The 18,376-nt window shown below is 68.9% G+C and carries 14 protein-coding genes; 3 read left to right on the forward strand and 11 right to left on the reverse strand.

The window, feature by feature from the left end:
• Positions 1-49 precede the first annotated feature (49 nt).
• Positions 50-421 (reverse strand): prepilin-type N-terminal cleavage/methylation domain-containing protein, encoded by a 372-nt coding sequence (locus KF833_08355; protein MBX3745310.1) that lies wholly within the window; start codon positions 419-421, stop codon positions 50-52.
• A gap of 350 nt (positions 422-771) precedes the next feature.
• On the opposite strand from KF833_08355, the gene KF833_08360 reads away from it, so the two are divergent.
• Positions 772-1,353, forward strand: a complete 582-nt coding sequence (locus KF833_08360) for a DNA-3-methyladenine glycosylase I (GenBank protein ID MBX3745311.1) — start codon at positions 772-774, stop codon at positions 1,351-1,353.
• 20 nt (positions 1,354-1,373) lie between these two features.
• Here the strand turns inward: KF833_08360 and KF833_08365 are convergent, their stop codons facing one another.
• From KF833_08365 to KF833_08380, 4 genes are all read right to left on the reverse strand, one after another.
• Positions 1,374-2,735 (reverse strand): M20/M25/M40 family metallo-hydrolase, encoded by a 1,362-nt coding sequence (locus tag KF833_08365; GenBank protein MBX3745312.1) that lies wholly within the window; start codon positions 2,733-2,735, stop codon positions 1,374-1,376.
• A gap of 56 nt (positions 2,736-2,791) precedes the next feature.
• Complete coding sequence (locus tag KF833_08370; GenBank protein ID MBX3745313.1) at positions 2,792-5,491, reverse strand: hypothetical protein; 2,700 nt, start codon at positions 5,489-5,491, stop codon at positions 2,792-2,794.
• A gap of 53 nt (positions 5,492-5,544) precedes the next feature.
• Positions 5,545-6,585 (reverse strand): TIGR00730 family Rossman fold protein, encoded by a 1,041-nt coding sequence (locus KF833_08375; protein MBX3745314.1) that lies wholly within the window; start codon positions 6,583-6,585, stop codon positions 5,545-5,547.
• Positions 6,586-7,021: 436 nt separating this feature from the next.
• Positions 7,022-7,648: an EF-hand domain-containing protein gene (locus KF833_08380; GenBank protein MBX3745315.1), complete on the reverse strand. Its 627-nt coding sequence runs from the start codon at positions 7,646-7,648 to the stop codon at positions 7,022-7,024.
• A 214-nt stretch (positions 7,649-7,862) separates the two neighbouring features.
• On the opposite strand from KF833_08380, the gene KF833_08385 reads away from it, so the two are divergent.
• Positions 7,863-8,600 carry a response regulator transcription factor gene (locus KF833_08385; protein MBX3745316.1) on the forward strand — a complete coding sequence of 246 codons (738 nt, stop codon included), beginning with the start codon at positions 7,863-7,865 and terminating at the stop codon, positions 8,598-8,600.
• A gap of 22 nt (positions 8,601-8,622) precedes the next feature.
• Entirely contained in the window at positions 8,623-10,179 is a 1,557-nt protein-coding gene (locus KF833_08390; protein ID MBX3745317.1) for a HAMP domain-containing histidine kinase, read from the forward strand.
• A gap of 87 nt (positions 10,180-10,266) precedes the next feature.
• On the opposite strand, the gene KF833_08395 is transcribed toward KF833_08390, so the two are convergent.
• The 6 genes from KF833_08395 to KF833_08420 form a co-directional block, all read right to left on the reverse strand.
• The gene (locus KF833_08395; protein ID MBX3745318.1) at positions 10,267-12,408 is read right to left on the reverse strand and encodes a hypothetical protein; all 2,142 of its coding nucleotides are present in this window, start codon (positions 12,406-12,408) and stop codon (positions 10,267-10,269) included.
• A gap of 22 nt (positions 12,409-12,430) precedes the next feature.
• On the reverse strand, positions 12,431-13,882 hold the full coding sequence (locus tag KF833_08400) for a HAMP domain-containing histidine kinase (GenBank protein ID MBX3745319.1): 1,452 nt from the start codon (positions 13,880-13,882) through the stop codon (positions 12,431-12,433).
• The gene (locus KF833_08405) at positions 13,879-15,060 is read right to left on the reverse strand and encodes a hypothetical protein (GenBank protein ID MBX3745320.1); all 1,182 of its coding nucleotides are present in this window, start codon (positions 15,058-15,060) and stop codon (positions 13,879-13,881) included. Before KF833_08405 ends, KF833_08400 begins: the two co-directional genes overlap by 4 nt.
• Positions 15,061-15,196: 136 nt before the next feature.
• Positions 15,197-15,808, reverse strand: a complete 612-nt coding sequence (locus KF833_08410) for a hypothetical protein (GenBank protein MBX3745321.1) — start codon at positions 15,806-15,808, stop codon at positions 15,197-15,199.
• A 126-nt stretch (positions 15,809-15,934) separates the two neighbouring features.
• Positions 15,935-17,449 carry a sigma-54-dependent Fis family transcriptional regulator gene (locus tag KF833_08415; protein MBX3745322.1) on the reverse strand — a complete coding sequence of 505 codons (1,515 nt, stop codon included), beginning with the start codon at positions 17,447-17,449 and terminating at the stop codon, positions 15,935-15,937.
• Positions 17,450-17,460: 11 nt separating this feature from the next.
• Entirely contained in the window at positions 17,461-18,297 is an 837-nt protein-coding gene (locus KF833_08420) for a type II secretion system protein (GenBank protein ID MBX3745323.1), read from the reverse strand.
• Positions 18,298-18,376 lie beyond the last annotated feature (79 nt).

The raw sequence follows: 18,376 nt of genomic DNA on the forward strand, positions 1-18,376 counted from the left end.
AATCCGGAATCGGGAATCGGGAATGGTCGAACCACCCTCCGACCCGGCCTCAATCCTCCGGTAATGAAATCACACTGCTGGCCGCGTGGGTGCCCAGCTTGCCACCCAGGGTCGCGGTGGGCGGCGACCCGACCGGGTTGATGTTGTAAGTCTCGCCCGCCACCGCCCGAGGCCATCCGTCGTACATCCGCATCTCCTCCACCGTCGGCGTCTCCCCGCTCCCCTTGTTGTTCTCCAGGGACCACAGGTTCTTCGCGGCGTCGATCTTTCGCAGGTTCTGCTCGATCATCCGCAACTGCGCCCGTTCCCGGTTCTTGCTGATGTTCGGAATGATGGCGATGGCAAGGAGCCCGATGATCCCCACCACGATCATGATCTCGATCAGGGTGAAGGCCCTGCGCCGGCTGACTTGAATCTTCATGGCTTGCTGGATGTGCTGTCTCTTGGGCGACCCGGTATCCCTCGGGACCCCTCTGTTTGACTGAGACGCTAGGAGTCCTGGCGCCCGAACGTCAATGCCAACACCAGTCCCCCCACGAAGTTCCTCCAACGCCGTCCCCAATCCCGGGACAAGCCCGCCCGAGCGATCTCGGTTCACCTCCTGCACCCCCCCCGCGAAGCGTAGTGCTTCCGGAGTGAAGCAAAGGGGTGAAATCGGAGGGCCGGGTTCCACGAGGCCGCAGGGGAGTGGTGCACTCGATTGCGGACTCGCAGAGCTCGTCCCTCCCGGTTGAATTCCAACCCGCCGCCGTGACATCCTCGCCCCCGTCCATGCCCGATGCCCCCATCCGCTGTCCCTGGGTCGATCTCTCCAAGCCGGATTACGTCGCCTACCACGATCTCGAATGGGGCGTCCCGGTCCACGATGATCGCCGGCTCTTCGAGTTCCTCACCCTCGAGTCCGCCCAGGCCGGACTGAGCTGGTACACCATCCTTCGCAAACGCGAAAACTACCGCCAGGCCTTCGCCCAGTTCGACCCCGAACGCGTCGCCCGCTTCACCCCCGCCGACATCGACCGGCTCCTCGCCAATCCCGGAATCGTCCGCAACCGCCTCAAGGTCGAAGCCGCGGTCGTCAACGCCCGCCGGTTCCTCGAGGTCCAGTCGGAATTCGGCTCCTTCGACGCCTACATCTGGCGCTTTGTGGACGGGCGCCCCGTTGTGAACCGGTTCCATTCCCTCCGCGATTATCCGGCCCGCACCGCCCTCTCCGACGCCCTCAGCAAGGATCTCAAGGCACGCGGATTCAAGTTCGTCGGCTCCACCATCATCTACGCCCACATGCAGGCCACCGGCATGGTCAACGACCACATCGTCACCTGCTTCCGCCACGCGCAGGTTGCCCGCGACTGACCGCCCACGCCCCCTCCTCGTCACCGCGCCAGCGGCTCAGGCATCGCGTCCAGCGCATAGAGCATGACCGCCAGGGCCGCCACGCACCGGTTCAACTCGTCCGGATCCACCTTGTCCACCGTGTCCGCCGCGCTGTGGTGGAACCAGAAATAGTCCCGCCGCTCCGTCCACAAATCCATCACCGGCACCCCGCGTTGGAGCAGCGGACCCAGATCGCTCCCGCCCGCCCCAGCCCGCATCTGGTCCGCCCCCAATCGCGTCAACAGGGGCAGCACCTCCCGCAACTGGGCATTCGCCCGTTCACTCCCAGTGAAGGCAAAGCCCCGCACCGGCCCGATCCCCCAATCCGACTCGATTGCCACCACATGCCGCGCCAGTTCCTCCTCCGGCCTCGCCGCATAAGCCCGCGCCCCGCCCAGCCCGTTCTCCTCATTGGTCCACAAGACCAGCCGCAGCGTCCGGCGCGGACGATACCCCGCCTCCCGCAACAACCGCAGCGCCTCCCACGCCGCAATGCAGCCTCCGGCGTCGTCCAGCGCGCCCTGGCCCACATCCCACGAGTCAATGTGCCCACCCACCACCACGATCTCGTCCGGCCGTTCCCGCCCGCGCCACTCGGCAATCACATTCCTCGAAATCCCGTCAGGCAAGGTCCGCGCCCCCAGGCTCAATCGCAGCACCGGCTCGATCCCCCGGCGCTGCAGCCGCAGCAACCGGTCCGCCTCCTCCGTCGTGATGGCCGCATGGGGAATCCGCGGCACCCCGTCCTCATACGCCATCGCACCCGTGTGCGGCGTCTGCAGCGAAAACGGGGTCGCGGACCGCACCAGGCTCGCCACCGCCCCCACCTTCGCCGCCTCCACCGCTCCCCGGTACCGGTACCGCACAATCTCCCCGTAACTCGTCCACGGCGGATGAAACACCACCATTCGCCCCGCCGCTTCGGCACCGCGGGCCCTCAGCTCCTGGAAATTCGTCACCACCAGCACCGGCGCCGTCAGCCCGCCCGAAGGGGTGTTCGTGGTTCCCCCCAGACCCAGCAACGGCAGGTTCCACGGCACCGGCGAAACCTGTTCCAAGGACTCTTCGCCCCTCACCCAGACCGGCACCCGCACCTCCTCGCCCCGCACCGTGTCGAACCCGTCCTTGCGAAGCATGTCCAGCACCCAGTCGATCGCCGCCTCCAGATTGGGGGTCCCGCTGAACCGCGGTCCGAAGGTGTCGCACAACTCCGCCAGTCGCGCATACGCCACCCCGCTCTCCATGGCCATCGTCACCACCCGGTCCACCAACCCCTCGTCCGCCGGCCGCGTCCGACCCGGCTCCCCCCTGCCCCATCCAGCCGCCCCCAGCCACATCGCCATCGCCAGCCATTGCGTCATGCGTCGCACTTGCATCCCCGCCAATCTGACCGATCCCCCACGCCCCCGTCACTCCCTCACCGCCGGCTCTCCACCTCGATCCGCGGCTGCCCCCGCACCTCGATAATCAATCGCCCGGCCGCCCGGTCGTGCGTATGGACGCCCCCCCAGGACACCTCGTCTCCATCCAACCGCACCGTCACCGGTCCGTACACCCCGGTCATCAACACCCAGTGCGACCCCTCAGCCCAACCCCGGACCCGGAACCCGAACCGGTCGGCGTCTTCACGCGCCTCGCCAATCTCTCCGGCGGCATGCACCCAGACTCCGTGTCCGCCGAAGCGCCGCGCATCATAAACCGGCCCCCCACCCAGATGCCGCGCCGCCGGAACCATCAGCGTCGCCGGATTGATGTTCGCCGGATTCCGCTGCTGCGCCCGCAGCGAAAAGGCATCCGGTAGGAGCCCCGGATAGTCCGGGTCGGTCTCCGGATACGTCTGCTGGATCCCACTGGCCACAATCCCGTCCGCCAGCCGCTCCCACGGTCCGTCCGGGTCGTGCCGCACCAACCGCTGGAGCGCATCGGCATACACCAGCCCGCACCACTGGACCGGCAACCCGATCCAGTTCGGCGCCACCCACTGCGTCGCTCCCAGCACCGGAATGGTCGCATACAACCCCACCGGCCCGTCGGTCGGCGGATGCAGATACACAAACGGCACCCCCGTCCACGCCCAGTACCGCGCCTCCTCCAGAAACGCCGCCTCCCCCGTCCACTCGTACCCAAGACAGTACGCCCGCACCAGATGCGCCGAGGCCAGTATGTCAGGCGTGTGCAACGGGATCTCCCAAGTCTGCGCTCCGCGCGGCACCGTCCCCCGGAACTTCTCCAACCCCCGCAAATGTCGCAACCCCTCTGCCGCCAACCCGCGATCCCCCCCGAACGCCGCCGCCTCCAGCACCTCCACCAGCACCTGCGCCGTCAATCCGCTGGCCTCGTTGGTCCAATGGGTCCGCCCGTAATCCAGTCCGCCGGGCGACGGACGGTACCACACCGTTCCCACGCCTTCAAAACGCCGCAGCAGCGACCAGCCCCGGCGAATCGCATGCTCGGCGTTGTCCGCCACCCCGCCGGCCACCAGGGCCCCCACCGGCGTCTTCACGTGCCCCACCCCGGACGCATGCCGCGCCGCCGGTTCCACCCGGCTCCAGGCCCCTTCCGCCGCCGTTCGCAACCGGCTGGCCCACCCGGCCTCCTCCACCCGCCCCGCCAGCCACTCCATCCACCACGCGGCATCCGCCGCGGGCTGCGGACGGAACTCTCCCACCACGGCGTGCCGGTACAGGTCCCCCTCGCGCAAGCCGCTTTCCAGCCAGCCCCGCGCCATCCAACGGGCGTAGTCCCCCAGCGCCACCCCGGTCTCCGGCACCTCCGGCCAGGCATTCAACCGCGCGTAGTGCCGCACCACCGCCACCCCGTCGGTGCCGCGCCCTCCCAGCAGTTCCGCTTCCACCTCGATCGTGCCTCCCGCCGGAATTCGCCATCCTTCGTACGGCACCAGGCTTCCTTCGTCCCGCAACGTCCCGTCCGAACCCGGCACCACCAACCCCATGGCATGCCCGCCCGAGCCGAACACACGATCCGGCGAATCGAAAAACACGCCCACCTCCGGCGCCATCCTCCAGCTCAATCCCACATACCGCTCCCCCCGAACCACCGCCGCCAGCGGAAACGTCAGCTTGATCGTGTCCGGAACCTGCCGGCGCGATTGGGGCCCCTCCAGATCCGCTTCCGAACTGCTGGGCTCGTCCTCCAGATACTCGACCCCGGCCAGCAATGCCTGTCGTTTCCCCGAACCCTCGCCCATCCCCGTCAACACCAGCAGCGGCATCCAATGCAGCACCACCCGCTCCCGATCCACACTCAGGGTCGTCCGCACCCGGATCACCCCGTCGCCCCGCCCCGGCTCGAAGACCTGACGCCACCGCCACCGCCCCCCATCCGGATCCTCGGCCTCCAGCACCGATTCCACCCCCCGGCCCACACCCCGGACCCCTGCCGGAGTCCCTTCCGCAAAGGCCCACCACCGGGCCTTCCCGTCCGACAGGTAGCCGAGCAACGGACGACTCTGGCCCACCGCCTCCCGACGCCCCGCCACCTCGATGGCGAACCCGCCCCATTGCCCGCGCCCATGCACCAGGCGCACCTCCCCCGAACGCACCTCCGGATCGCCGTCCCCCACCTCCGGCGCCACCGCCCCCGGCCACTCCGGATCCGCGTACCGCACCCGTTCCTCGATCCACAACCGCTCCACCACGCACACCCCGCGTTCCCCGGGCGGATCCAGCCGCAAACGGTATCCCGCCCCCAAGGCAGGCAAGGGTACCCGCACCTCGACCCAATCCCCCGCCCGCACCGCGAACCGCACCGAATCCGGTTCCGTGGGCCCCCTTCCCTCCCGGAAATGGAAAACCTGTCCCGTCCCGCCCACCTCCGATCGCAGTCGCAGATTCAACCACCACAGCGTTCCCTCCGGATAATCCCGCGCCGGACCCGCAAGGTACGGATCGGCCCCCGTGATCCGCGCCACCATCCCCTCGGAGCCATGCGTCAACGGCGCGAGATCGTTCAACGCCGTCCAGCCCCTCGCTCCCTCCCCGGTCCGGAAATCGAAGGAAACCGCCGCCCGTGCCGACCCACCCGCCACCACGATCGCCGCCAACACCGTCAACGCCGCCAACCGCGCCACCGCTGCTCGAACCGCATGCCATCGCATGACACCGAGCAAACCCCGGCCCCGTCCCCCGGACAAGCTTCCAGGGTCAGGGTCTAGTAGTTGTTCAGCGCCTCGATCAACTGCTTCAGCCGCCCGTACTGGCGTCGATCGAACCGCATCGCCAACCGCGGCAGATCGAGGTCGTCCTGGTCCTCAACCTCCTCCGGAAACGGCTCCGTCACGCGCAACGACCCGCCCGCCTCGATGATGTCGGAAAAATCCTCGTTCAACCCCTCCATCGCCGCCTCGCCCGGCACCCGCTTCACCCGGATCACGAACCAGTCCTTCACGAAACGCGCCGACTGGTAGTTCCGGTAAAAGCGATTGATCACCCGCACCGCGTCCTCGCACCGGTCCGTCATGCGGTACAGATGCAGGTCGTCCGACGAGATCAACCCGTTGTCCAGCAGATGCTCCCGCACATACCGGTCGAACGTCCGCCAGTACGCCCCGCCCGGCCGGTCCATCAGGATCAGCGGACGCAGCTTCGCCTTGCCCGTCTGCATCAGCGTCAACGTCTCGTACCCCTCGTCCAGAGTTCCGAACCCCCCGGGAAACAACACGATCGCGTCCGACTGCCGCAGGAACATGAGCTTCCGGGTGAAGAAATACCGGTACGTGATCAGCTTCTGGTCGCCCACAATCACCGGGTTGGCCTCCTGCTCCCAGGGCAGCCGGATGTTCAACCCGAACGACCGGTCCGTTCCCGCCCCCTCATGACCCGCCTGCATGATCCCTCCCCCGGCCCCCGTGATCACCATGTACCCCGCCGCCGCCAGTTGACGCCCAAGCTCCGCCGCCAGCCGGTACTCCTCCCGGTCCGCAGGCGTTCGCGCCGAACCGAAGATCGACACCTTCCGCGTCCCCGCATACGGCTCGAACAGCCGGAACGAATACCGCAGCTCCCGCAAGGCCGTCGCCATCAGCCGCGCATCCCCGCGGTCCTGCACATCCGCCAGCATCTTGATCGCGCTGAGAATCATGTCCGCCGCCAGATCCGCGTGCGGCTGTCCCGGCCCCACCTCACCCGCCAGCCACGCCTCGATCCGAGCCCGCCGCTCCGCGTCCACCGCACGCCGTCCCGATGTCGTCATGCCCCCAACCCTGCCCTGTCCCCCGCCCCCCTGGCCACGCCGGAATCAGCACCCCTTTCCCTCGGGCTGCATCCCGGAGCTGTGGGGGTGGAGGCAGCGAATCGGAGGGACGAGCTCTGCGAGTCCTCAACCCAACGCGCCACACCGTTGCGGCCTCCTGGAACCCGGCCCTCCGAAGCGCCGCTTCGAGGAGTTCGCACCCCTCCCCACAACTTCGGGAGGCACGGCGCTCGCCCTCGCCCTCCATCGTTGTCGCGGTGGTTGTCGCGCCAGGGACGCCGGTAACCGCCGTTCAGGGTGGCCCCGGACCGTTCCGGAACCACCCTGTCCTTGCTTGCGAAGCCCCTCCTTCCGATGCCTCCAGGCGCGTAGGTCAGGACGCAAGCCTCCAGGCGATCCACTCCCCTGTGCGCCTCACGATCACACTTCCCGCCGGCTACCCGCGCGGTCCTCCCCGCCATCCGCCACCGCCTTGCCGCCGCGGGGCACCCCACGCACAGCACGGACACGGCTGCACCTGACGACCGTCCATCCGACCCCAGCCCGGCCGACCCTGCGGCACCGCACCCGGCCCCCGGGGTCCCATCGGTTGCGGACCCCACTGGGCCCGGGGCGTCAGCGGTCCCGACGGAGTTCGCTCGTCCGACTGCAACCTGTCGGCCCGGTTCCTCCCTTGTCCCAGTCCCCGATCCGCCGGTGGACCCGCCTGGCGCGGCCCATCCTGACGGAGACCCAGGCCCGGACGTCCGCTCCGACCCGTGCGATCGCCCAGGGCACCCCGACCCAACCCGGGAACCCCGGACGGACGCCATCCCCTCAATTCGTCCGCATCGATCGCCCCGTCCCCATCGCGATCCAGAGCCCGCAGCACCTCCCCGGCCCGCGCCAACTCCGCCTCGGACAACCTCCCGTCACCGTCCGTGTCCAACACCGCCAGCGCCGGAGGCAGTCCGGCACTCCCTCGTCCTGGATTGGCAGCCGGGACTTCGGACTGCGCCCAGGCAGACGCCCCCAGCAGACCCACCGTCATTCCCACCATCCATCGCGTCGTCAACGTGTTCATGATCTTCGCTTTCTCGGTTGGCGGCCGGGCCAGCCCCGGTGGCGCCTGGTTCAGTTTCCCCCGGCTGGCGGGGTCTCGACGGCCTTCCGTCATTCACTTCGCCTTCATCCAACACCCCCCACGTAAAGCCCGTGCGAACGCGGACCCGGAGATTTGTTAAGCCGGCGTAAATCTCGTCGCCGGACCCCGCGCCGAACCGCCATCCTTCCGCCCGGTGGCCACGCCCGATTCCATCCCCCCCGCCGACAAGGCCCCACGCGTCCTGCTGGTGGACGACGACCGCAAACTGTGCCGCCTTCTCGCCGACTACCTCGGTCCCATGGGCTACCAGATCCATGCCGTCCATGACGGTCCCGCCGGGGTCCAAACCGCCATCCAGGAACCGTGGCACGCCGTCATCCTCGATGTCATGATGCCCGGTCTCGACGGCTTCGAAGTCCTCAAGCGCATCCGCCGGGAATCGGATGTCCCCGTGCTCATGCTCACCTCCCGCGGCGACGAAGCCGACCGCATCGTGGGCCTCGAAATCGGCGCCGACGATTACCTCCCCAAGACCTTTTCGCCCCGCGAACTGCTCGCCCGGCTGCGCGCCGTCACCCGGCGCCATCATCCCGCCGCCAACCCGCCCGACCCCGCCGGCACCGAAATCGTCGTCCGCGACCTCCACCTCAATCCCGACACCCGCACCGCCGTCCTGGGAGACCAACCCCTTCAACTCACCGCCGTCGAGTTCGACCTCCTCCTCAGCCTCGCCCGGGCCCCCGGCCGCGTAAAAACCCGGGAACAACTCCTCGATGAAGTCCGCGAACGCGAATTCGAGGTCTTCGACCGGTCCATCGACGTCCACATCTCCTCCCTCCGCCGCAAACTGGCCGACGATCCCCGGCAACCCCGGTTCATCGAAACGGTTCGCTCCGTCGGCTATCGCATGATCGACCCCGCCGCTGCCTGATTCCCGGATCGGCCCCGCCCGCATGGACACTCCCGCCCCTCCCCTCGAGCCCCGGATGCCGTCCCGCTGGCGCCGCGCCTCCGCACGGGTCGCCGGCTGGACCCTCGCCACCAAAATCCTCGCCGGTCTGCTCGCCAACGTCCTGCTGGTCGGCGCGCTGTTCGCGGCGGTCCTGCTCGTCCAGGTGCGAATCAACCCCGCCTGGACGTTGGCCGGGCGCGCCGGCGACCGGCTCCAGGTCCTGGCCCAATCCCTCGTCGCCGATATCGCCCCTCTCTCAACCAACGAACTTCCCGCCCTGCTCCGCCAGTACGAAACCACCTACCGCCTCCCGTTCCTCATCCTCACCGACGAGGCCCGACCCCTCGCCGGAACACCTTCCCAACTGCCCCCCGAAGTCCTCCTCGAAGCCCAGCGGTCACGCGGTCCCCGCCTCGCCCGTGCCGGCCGCGGTGCCGCCGGGCCGCCCGGCCTCGGACGCGGCCCCGTCGAGGGCGGTCGCGGCCCACGCTGGATGCTCCCCCCGGGACCCGCCGGCCCCGAACCGTTTCCCCGCACCGTCCTCCGGGCGGGCCGTCCCCCTGCCTACTGGATCGTCATCCAACTGCCCCTCCCCGCCCGCCACCCCGCCCGCACCCTCGTGCTCCGAAGCGAATCCTTGTGGTCCGGCGGACTGCTCCTCGACACCCGTCCCTGGCTCCTCGCCGGCCTGGCCACTCTCGTCGTCTCCGGCCTCTTCTGGCTCCCGTTTGTCCGCCGCATCACCCGCGACATCCGTCGCATGACGCACCAGACCGCCACCATCGCCGCAGGCCGGTTCGATTCCCGTCTCGACCTCCATCGGGGCGACGAACTCGGGCGCCTCGCCGATGCCATCGACCGCATGGCCGCCCAGCTCGCCCGCCATGTCGAGGGCCAGCGCCGTTTCCTCGGAGACGCCGCCCACGAACTCTGCTCCCCCCTCGCCCGTATGCAGACCGCGGTCGCCATTCTCGAGGCCCGCGGCGACCACCCTTCACCCTCCCATCTCACCGATCTGCGCGAGGAACTCGACGAAATGGCCGCCCTGGTCGAGGAACTCCTCGCCTATGCCCGTGCCGCCCATGGACGTCCGCCCCGGCTCGAACCGGTCCAGCTCCGTCCCCTCCTCGACCGCGCCTGGGCCCGCGAAGGCCGCCCCGATGCGACCTTCCTCGTCGAACTCCCCGATGACGCCCTGGTTCTCGCCGACCCGGCCCTCCTTCTGCGCGCCCTCGCCAATCTCCTCCGCAACGCCGTCCGCTACGCCGCCCACGCCGGTCCCATCGAAGTCACCGCCCGCCCCGAACCGCAGCACTGGATCCTCTCCATCGCCGACCAGGGCCCCGGCGTCCCTCCCGACGACCTCGAACGCATCTTCGAACCCTTCTACCGCCCCGAGACCTCCCGCCATCGCGATTTCGGCGGCGCCGGGCTCGGCCTGGCCATCGTCCGCACCTGCATCGATGCCTGCGGCGGCACCGTCTCCGCCCGCCTGCGCCAGCCGCAGGGCCTGCAAATCCTCCTCGAACTCCCGCGCCCGTCGCCCACCCCGCCCTGAAGGGCAATGGGGTCAACTCTGTATTTTTCAATTGCCGGTTTCCGGCACCCGCCCCGGCCTGCAACCCACGGCCCCCTCCACCCCGCCTCAAGGCCCGGTCCTCGTCCGGTAAAACCGGAACGCTCCCGCCGCCGGCCGTCCATGCACCGCCTGGCCCCCGGCCCCGAGTTCAAAGGTCCCGTCCAACCCCCATTCCGGAAAGGCTGTCGCCCCTTCCAGCCCAAACCCGCGCTCCGGCGTGCCCTCGAACAAGAACAGATCCACCGGTGCCCCCGGTCCCCGCCGATGCTCGAACAACCGGATGGCCACCGGGTCCGGCACCGCCGGCTCCCAGCCCCGCAGCACAATCCCCTCCACGCCGCCCATCACCAGTTGCGCCCCCGACGACGCCAGTCCGTGCAGACCCTTCCGCGTCGGCAGTCCCACCGGCTCCCAAACCGCCAGATCCACACTGCGCAACAGCGTCCCCCCCAACCCGCACACGTAATACACGCCGCCCACCCGCTCGACATCCGTCAGCCACACGTCCGTCCCGCTCGCCCGCGTCTCCCAGCCCCCGCCTCCCTGCCGGGTCAGGATCAACCCGTTCTGTCCCACCCCAACCACCGTGTCACCCCAGGCACCCAGCCGATAAATCCAGGAACCTGTTCCCGACGCCTCCGGTTCCCACGCCACCCCGTCCGCGCTCCGGAACAACCGCCCCTCCGTCCCCCCCGCCAGCCACCCATCCGCCACCGGCACCACGGTGCTGAAGAACGCCTCCGACGGAATCCGCCCCACCTCCCAGACCTCGCCGTCACGACTGCGCAGCACCGTTCCCTGCGCGCCCACCACCACGTACTGCGTCCCGTCCCAACCCACCCCTTGCAGCGTGTTGGTCGTCGGTTTCGGTTCGATCGCCTCCCATACCACCCCGAGCAGATCGGCCCGATGCGTGCTGACCAGCGCATGCGTGACGTCCCCCACCTGGACCGTGTTGGTCACCTGCACCACCTGGCTCCATCCCGGACTGCGCAGCACCACCCCCTCGCTCCCCACGGCCAGCGCGAGCCGGGACGATCCCCCCACGCCAAACAGAATCGTGTCGCCGTCCACAGGCGTCGATTCCAGCGCCCACTCGGTGCCGGAAATGCTGCTCAGGACCGTCCCCCGCTCCCCCACCGCCAGGTAGGTGTCGCCCAGCCTTTCCACCGCCCACAACCCGTTCCGCGGCGATTCATCCAAACGAAACCAAAGGGTCGCACTGAAGAACGGCGGCAGATTCGTCTGCACCCCCTCCACCATCACACCCGTCCGTCCCCCGGCGAGGTAACGCTGTCCGTCCCACAAGGCTGCCAGGTACGTCCAGTCAGGAGCCGGGATGGGCGTGGCCGATTCCTGCAGGTGATTCTGCCAGCCCGTGATCGGGGACCGGTACATCACCGCCGACTCCCCCACCGCCACACGGGTTCCCGGCCCCACCGCCGCCGCCAGCAACGTGTTCGTAATCCCCGTCGCCCCGTCCGCACCCCAGGTCGTCCCATTGGTGCTGACCATCACCACACCCCGCCGCCCCACCGCCAGAAACCGGTCGCCTCCGAAATTCACCCGCATCAGGTCCTCCGTCGTCCCGGTGGCGCGCCGCGTCCACACCAGGCCGTCCGGACTGCTGGCCACCAACCCCGACTCGCCCACCGCCACGAAATGGCCCGCCCCGTAAGCCACGCCGTTCATCCACTCGTCCAGCCCCGTGCCCGTCACCCGGTTCCACCGCTCGCCCTCCGCGCTCCGATAAATCGCCCCGTTGTCCCCCACCGCCACCGCCATCGTCGCCGATGCCGCCACCCCCTCGAACCAGTCGTCGGTCGCCGGTTCCACCACGGCCGCCCGAAACGTCCGCCCGTCGTCGCTCCACCACGCCCCGCCCGACTCCCCCGTCACCAGCAATCGCTCCCCCAGAAACGCCACGCCCCGAAGATCCCTTCGCGTCCCCACCTCGCGCCGCTCCCAGATCACCCGGTTGGTGCTGATGTAAACCCCGCCCAATTCCGTCACCTGCACGTACATCCCCGCCCGATGCGCCAGATCCACGATGTTGTTGCCGTGCGGCGACGGATGCGACCACCGCCATTCCTGCCCGGCCGCCAACGCCCCCATCAGCACGCCCATCCCGCCGGCAGCCAGCCCGAATGCCCGCCGCACCCGCGCCGCCAACGCCCCCCCTCCCGCCCCTCCCGGGCCCCCGCTCATCCTCCCTGCCCTGCCGCCTCGCTCACGTGATTCCATGGTGTCGCACCGGGTGACTCGTGTCCTTCGCCACGGAAGCCTCCGACCGCGCCGCCGGAATCTCCACCCGAAATACCGTCCCTCCCGGACCCGTCGAGACCAGCCGCACCGTCCCTCCCAGTGCCAGGGCCAACTGGCGCGTGATGGCCAGCCCGACGCCGCTGCCCCCTTCCTTCCGGCTGCTCTGCGGCTGGAACAGCCGTTGCCGTGCCTCCGCCGCCAACCCCCCGCCCTCGTCCATCACCTCGCAGGACCAACCCCCGTCGCCCCCCAGGCGAATCCGCACCTCCCGCCCGGACGGCGTGGCCTCCACCGCGTTCTCCACCAGATTCGACAACAGCAGAATCAGCAACCCCGCGGTCCGGTTGTCCAGCCCCCCCGGCGGATCCCCCTCCCGCACCAGTCGCACCCCGCGCGCATCCGCCATCGGACGCGACCGCCTCACGACTTCCTCCGCCACCTCGCCCAGGGAAACCTCGTACGCCAGTCCCAACTGATGATCCGCCAGCACCCGCACCACCTGGCGAATCAGCGACTGCATGCGCCGCGTGGCCGCCAAGGCGTCCATCCATGCCTCGTCCCCCGCCACCCCGGACTGCGCCTGGGCCTGCGCGGCGACAAAGGTCTGCAAGCCCGACACCGGACTCTTGAGTCCGTGCATCAAATGGGCCGCCACCGCCCCCAGGGCCGACACCCGCGCCGATTGCGACAACTCCAGGTTCGCCTGCTGCAAATCCTCGGTCCGGCGGGCCAGCAACGCGTTCGCCCTCGCCAACCGGCGGAACGCCCAGCCGAGCGCACCCCCGGTCACCGCCCACGCCCCCGCCACGATCCATCCGGCCTGCCTCGCCAGCCTCCGATCCAGCAGCGCGAACTCCCGCGCCACTCCGCGACCATCCAGAAGAAACCAGGCCGCCGCGTCGAACCCGTTGTCCTCCCTCCGTTGCAGCGGCACCCACACCTCCATCGCCGGAATGGGTTCGCTGCGGGCCAGCCACTCCACCGTATTCGTCACCCAAAGAATGTCCGCCAGCAGGAATCCGCTGTGAAACCGGCTCACCGGATCGAGTCGTCGGAGCGCCTCCCAATCCGCCTCAGACACCCCGCCCTCCCGTACACTGGCCGGAAGCGACGCCACAAAATCCCCCTCCCCATCGTACAACCGCGCCGCCAGCACCCCCTCCAGCCGGTCCATCCGCAACAGCACCAGCAACGGATCGTCCGGCAGCGCCATGTCGTCCTCCGCCGCGGCCGCCCGCACCACCCGCGCCATGGCCTGGAGCAGCACACCGTCCCGTTCGGTGATCTGCTGGCGGATCTGCCCGCGCAGTTCCACCGCGCCCCAAACGACCAGGACCGCGGTCACCAGCCACGTCAGTCCGATCGCCAGCCATGCCGGACGCCAGGCCGTCTGCCTCTGGTCTGTCTCTCGCCTCACAGGTCGAAACTCATGCCGCCCCCGATCGATTGGGCCCGGTAGTCGCTCGCCGTCACGTTCTCGTCGGACAGCTCCAGACCATACTCGGCGAAGAGACGCAGCCGGCGCCCCGCCCGCCATTCCCCCCGCGCATGAAGGCTGCCATCCATCCGGCGCCGCCGCGGCCCGTCCAGAGCCCCGGCCGGCTGCACCGGATACCGATACCAGCGCCAGCGCGCCTCGGTCCGAACCTCCCACCGATCGCTCGCGTAACGCAACACCCCGGACACCAGCGCCCGATCGTAATCGTAGTAGCCCCCGCCGTTGTCCAGACTCCGCGCCCATCCGCTCCGCAGCGTCGCCCGCCATGCCCCGTCCGCTCCCCATGTCCTGCGCCACATCCCTTCAACCTCATGCTGCCCCTGAAACAGAGACCCTTCCATCGGCTGCCCGGCCGCGCCCCGCGGCGCCCGGGTGTCAAACCACCGCCCCCGGTACCGGTACAGCCCCCCCACCTCGTCCCGTGCCCCAAGCTTCCGCGTGGCCCGCAGCACCGTTCCCATCTCCCAGAACCCGTCCAGCGGTTGCGCCAGCCATTGCCGGCTCGGCTCCCAACCCCATTCGAATTCCCAGCGGTCCCCCGGCGACCAGCCCAGTCGCGGACGACCTCCCAACAGATGCCCCTCGGCACGCACCACCCCGGGCACTCCTTCCAGCTCCGAGGCATCGAAAATCTGGTGGAGATACAGGTATTCCGCCCCCAACCCCGCCCACCACCCGTTCCCCCAGTTCCGTCGCACCCGCGCGTCCATCAGCGCAATCGATTCCGGGTCCAGGTTCCCCTCGCCATACCCCACGTGCTCGGCCATCGCGAACACCGTCACTTCCCATCCATCCGCCGGCAACCGATACGCCATCCATTCGCCTCCAACCGCCCAGAAGGCCGATTCCACCGCGTTGAGGCTGCTCAATTGCGGGTTGTCCTTGTACCCCGCCCAGGTCCGCAGGGTGATGGCGTGATCCCACAACCGCGGACGAAGCCCCGCCTCCTCCAGCCAGTCCAGGTCAAGCTCCCCCGCCAGGTCGCTCCCCGCCTCCACCTCGGGTTCCCCCCCCACGCCCCCGTTGCCCATCCCCGCCACACCCCCCAATCCCGTCACCAGCCACCCCGCCAAGACCCACGCCAGGAGGGATCGCATCCCGTCACCCGGCGCGCTCGCGCCTCGTCCTGCCCAACGAAATGCCACGTGATGGTTGAAAAACGAACCAGGCGGCCCTATTCGGACCGCCTGGCATTAGTTACCCCGAACACCCACCCAGTCTTCGGAGTAAAAATCAATCTCCGCCACCCCGGCGCTCGCGCACCCGCTCACGGGCCCGCTCTCTCGCCCCCTCAATCAGCTCCCGATGCTCCGGATGCCGCATTCGGAACTCCTCGAACCTCTGCCGCAAATCGTCCCGCAATTCCTTCTGCCGCTCCAGCAACGCCTTTCGAAACTGGTCGAATTCGAGCTTGATGCTCTCCCGAATCCGGTCGCGCTCTTCCGATCGCCCATCCCGCGCCTGCTTCATCAAATCCTGATACTGCAGCAACAACTCCCGCTGCTCGCGCTTGAACTGCTCCGTCAACTCGCGCACCTGCTCCGCCAGCGTCAACCCCGCCAGCCAGTCCTGCTTCGCCGGCAACCCGGCTTCCACCGCCTTCTCACTCTCCCCTTCGGCAGCCCCTACGGCCGCCGGCAGATTGCCGGACACCCCCTGTCCACTCTGCCCCCCCGGCGAACCCACCACCGCTCCAGGCAACTGCCCCTGTCCCACCGGCGGTGCCACCACCTTCGCCGCCCCAGCGTTCCCCCGCGCCTCCGGCGCCGCCCCCTGTACCACCGGCACCGCAAAGCAGGTCAGCGAGAACACCACCGTTACTGCATATCGCTGAAACGCCTGCATACACTCCTCTCCCGGCGGTTCGCCCTCGTCTGCTTTGACTTCCGTCCACCCGACCGCCACGCCTGATGTTTAGCAACCTCGATGCCAGTCGGGAACGATTCCAGGGCACCACTGAACACCAACACGTTACGGATTTTCATCGTGGATGCCTTGACCCTGGGTTGGGGATTCTTCCCCATCCCCGGTGACCTCACCCCGCCCCCCGGGGGAACCTTCCCCAGCCCGTCCCCCGCGCCCGTTCAAACGATACCGCACCACATCCCGGGAAACCCCCAGCAACCGCGCCGCCGCCGACACGTTGCCCCCGGTCTGCCGTACCGCCTGTTGAACCAGCCGGTCCACCACCGCCTCCAGCGAGAATCCCTGCGCCGGAATCCGGTACCCGGCCCTCATCCAGTCCCCCCCATCCCCTTCCATCCCCCCCGTCACGCCCCCTTCCCCCGGTGCCCCCACCCCGCCCGACCACGGAACCAGATGGTCGAAATGCAATGCCCCATCCTCGAAGATCAGCGCCCGCTCCAGTTCGTTGGCCAGTTCCCGCACGTTCCCCGGCCAGGCGTACGCTTCCAGCCGCGCCTCGCCTTCTGCCGCAATCTCCCGCGGGTCCAGCCGATGACGCCGGCCGATGCGCGCCATCAGCGACTTCGCCAAGGGAACAATGTCCTGTCGCCGTTCCCGCAAGGGCGGGATCAACACCCGGAAGAGGTCCAACCGATGCAACAGATCCTCCCGGAACTTCCCCTCCGCACACCACGCCCGCAGGTCGCGGTTCGACGCCGCAATCAACCGCACATCCACCGGAATCGTCCGGTTGCTCCCCACCCGACGTATCCGCCCATCCTCGATCGCAGTCAGCACCTTGGCCTGCAATCCCAACGACAGGCTCGCCAGTTCGTCCAGGAACAGCGTCCCGCCGTGGGCCGCCTCGAACAACCCGATCCGCGCCGTCCGCGCGTCGGTGAAGGCCCCACGCTCGTGCCCAAACAATTCCGACTCCGCCAGGCTCTCGGGCAGCGCCGAACAGTTCACTTCCACCAGCGCCTCCTCCGCCCGCGGTCCCCGCCGGTGCAGCCACCGCGCAATCGTCGTCTTCCCCGTCCCCGTCTCCCCCTGGACCAGCACCGGCGCCAATCCCGTCCTCATCCGCCGGTCCGCCGCCAGGATGCGGTCCAGCAACCCCCGCAACCCCTCCAAGGCGGACCCGAACACAAACTCGTCTTCCTTCGGCGCCTCGTCTTCCCGCCGGTGCTCCTCGATCCGCCGGCTCTGGCGATGTCGCGTCACCCGCTGGAACACCAGCGGCAGTTCCCCGGGCTCGAACGGCTTGGTGAGATAATCCAATGCCCCCAGTCGCATCGCCCGCACCGCCCCCTCGACCTCCCCCTCCCCGGTCATCACCACCACCCCCGTCGTGCCCGCAAACCGTTCCTCCTCCAGAAGCGTCGTCCCCCGCCCGTCCGGCAAATGCACATCCACCAGCGCAAAATCGAAACTCAACGCCTCCAGCGCCCGCCGTGCCGCCCCCAAATCCCCCGCCGCCGTCACCTCCGCCCCCGCCCGCTCGAGGTAGGCCGTCAACTGGCGCCGCAACAGCGCGTCGTCCTCCACCACCAGCACGCTCCGATCCTGGAGTTGGAGCATGATTCGCCCGCCTAAGGGTCAATCTGGTTGGCCGCCGTGGGATTCACCGTCCACCGCGTCGGCGAAAGCTCGTGATCGTTGTTCCAGCGCCGGTGCCAGCGCTCGTTGTTCGGATTGATCACGTCGTTCCGCACCGCCACCTCGGCATGCCCGTCGCAGAACATCAACACCGTCCGCCGGTTGTGCCGGTTCGACGGCCACTCCGCCTCCGTGGTCGGATCGATGTTCCCATCGAACTGGCCCCGGGTCGTCCGCGTGATCTTTCCGCCCGTCCCCGGCTTGCTGTCCCCCAGCATGATCATGTCCGCCGGGCGCAGCACCTGGCTTTCCCGGATCTCCGGGAATTGCGGAAGGTCCACATCCCCTCCCAGTCCCCGCGTCCCGCCCGCCGGCGCCGCACCCCAGTCGTTGTAACCGACCGAAAACAGCGTCGTCTCGCTGATCCCCCAGATGTCCCGGCCGCCCCCCGTGATGTTCGGCGCCCCCAACGTCCGGTTGATGTTGGTGTCCCACGCGCTGAACGGCGTCGCCGTCGGGCACGAAAACACCGCCCGGTTTGTCCCCATCTGCGAAAACAACCGCGCCGGCCACACATATCGGAACCCGCCCTGCACAAACAGGCACCCCGGGTATCGCTCGAACTCCTGCACGTACATCACCGTCGCGATCCCGATCTGGCGCATGTTGTTCATGCACTTGGTCTGCTGCGCCTGGGCCTTCGCCTTCGCCAGCGCCGGCAGCAGCATGCTGGCCAGGATCGCAATGATCGCGATGACCACCAGCAGTTCGATCAGCGTGAACCCGCGGCGTCGGACGCCCCGCCATTCCAGGGAATGCTCGGTCTTCATGGGAGGTATAAGTCAGTGGATCGGGATGCGCCCCACTCAAACGCCTCCCGCCCCCCGTTGTCCAGCCCACCCGAACGGT

This window comes from Verrucomicrobiia bacterium (genome assembly GCA_019634625.1).
In the GTDB taxonomy this organism is placed as follows: domain Bacteria; phylum Verrucomicrobiota; class Verrucomicrobiia; order Limisphaerales; family CAIMTB01; genus CAIMTB01.

What these genes read in the sequence shown, in the direction of transcription:
- KF833_08395 (MBX3745318.1), bottom strand. Translation starts at nt 12,408, where the DNA reads ATGAGCGGGGGCCCGGGAGGGGCGGGAGGGGGGGCGTTGGCGGCGCGG.
- KF833_08405 (MBX3745320.1), bottom strand. Translation starts at nt 15,060, where the DNA reads ATGCGATCCCTCCTGGCGTGGGTCTTGGCGGGGTGGCTGGTGACGGGA.
- KF833_08360 (MBX3745311.1), top strand. Translation starts at nt 772, where the DNA reads ATGCCCGATGCCCCCATCCGCTGTCCCTGGGTCGATCTCTCCAAGCCG.
- KF833_08380 (MBX3745315.1), bottom strand. Translation starts at nt 7,648, where the DNA reads ATGAACACGTTGACGACGCGATGGATGGTGGGAATGACGGTGGGTCTG.
- KF833_08370 (MBX3745313.1), bottom strand. Translation starts at nt 5,491, where the DNA reads ATGCGATGGCATGCGGTTCGAGCAGCGGTGGCGCGGTTGGCGGCGTTG.
- KF833_08415 (MBX3745322.1), bottom strand. Translation starts at nt 17,449, where the DNA reads ATGCTCCAACTCCAGGATCGGAGCGTGCTGGTGGTGGAGGACGACGCG.
- KF833_08355 (MBX3745310.1), bottom strand. Translation starts at nt 421, where the DNA reads ATGAAGATTCAAGTCAGCCGGCGCAGGGCCTTCACCCTGATCGAGATC.
- KF833_08410 (MBX3745321.1), bottom strand. Translation starts at nt 15,808, where the DNA reads ATGCAGGCGTTTCAGCGATATGCAGTAACGGTGGTGTTCTCGCTGACC.
- KF833_08420 (MBX3745323.1), bottom strand. Translation starts at nt 18,297, where the DNA reads ATGAAGACCGAGCATTCCCTGGAATGGCGGGGCGTCCGACGCCGCGGG.
- KF833_08390 (MBX3745317.1), top strand. Translation starts at nt 8,623, where the DNA reads ATGGACACTCCCGCCCCTCCCCTCGAGCCCCGGATGCCGTCCCGCTGG.
- KF833_08375 (MBX3745314.1), bottom strand. Translation starts at nt 6,585, where the DNA reads ATGACGACATCGGGACGGCGTGCGGTGGACGCGGAGCGGCGGGCTCGG.
- KF833_08365 (MBX3745312.1), bottom strand. Translation starts at nt 2,735, where the DNA reads ATGACGCAATGGCTGGCGATGGCGATGTGGCTGGGGGCGGCTGGATGG.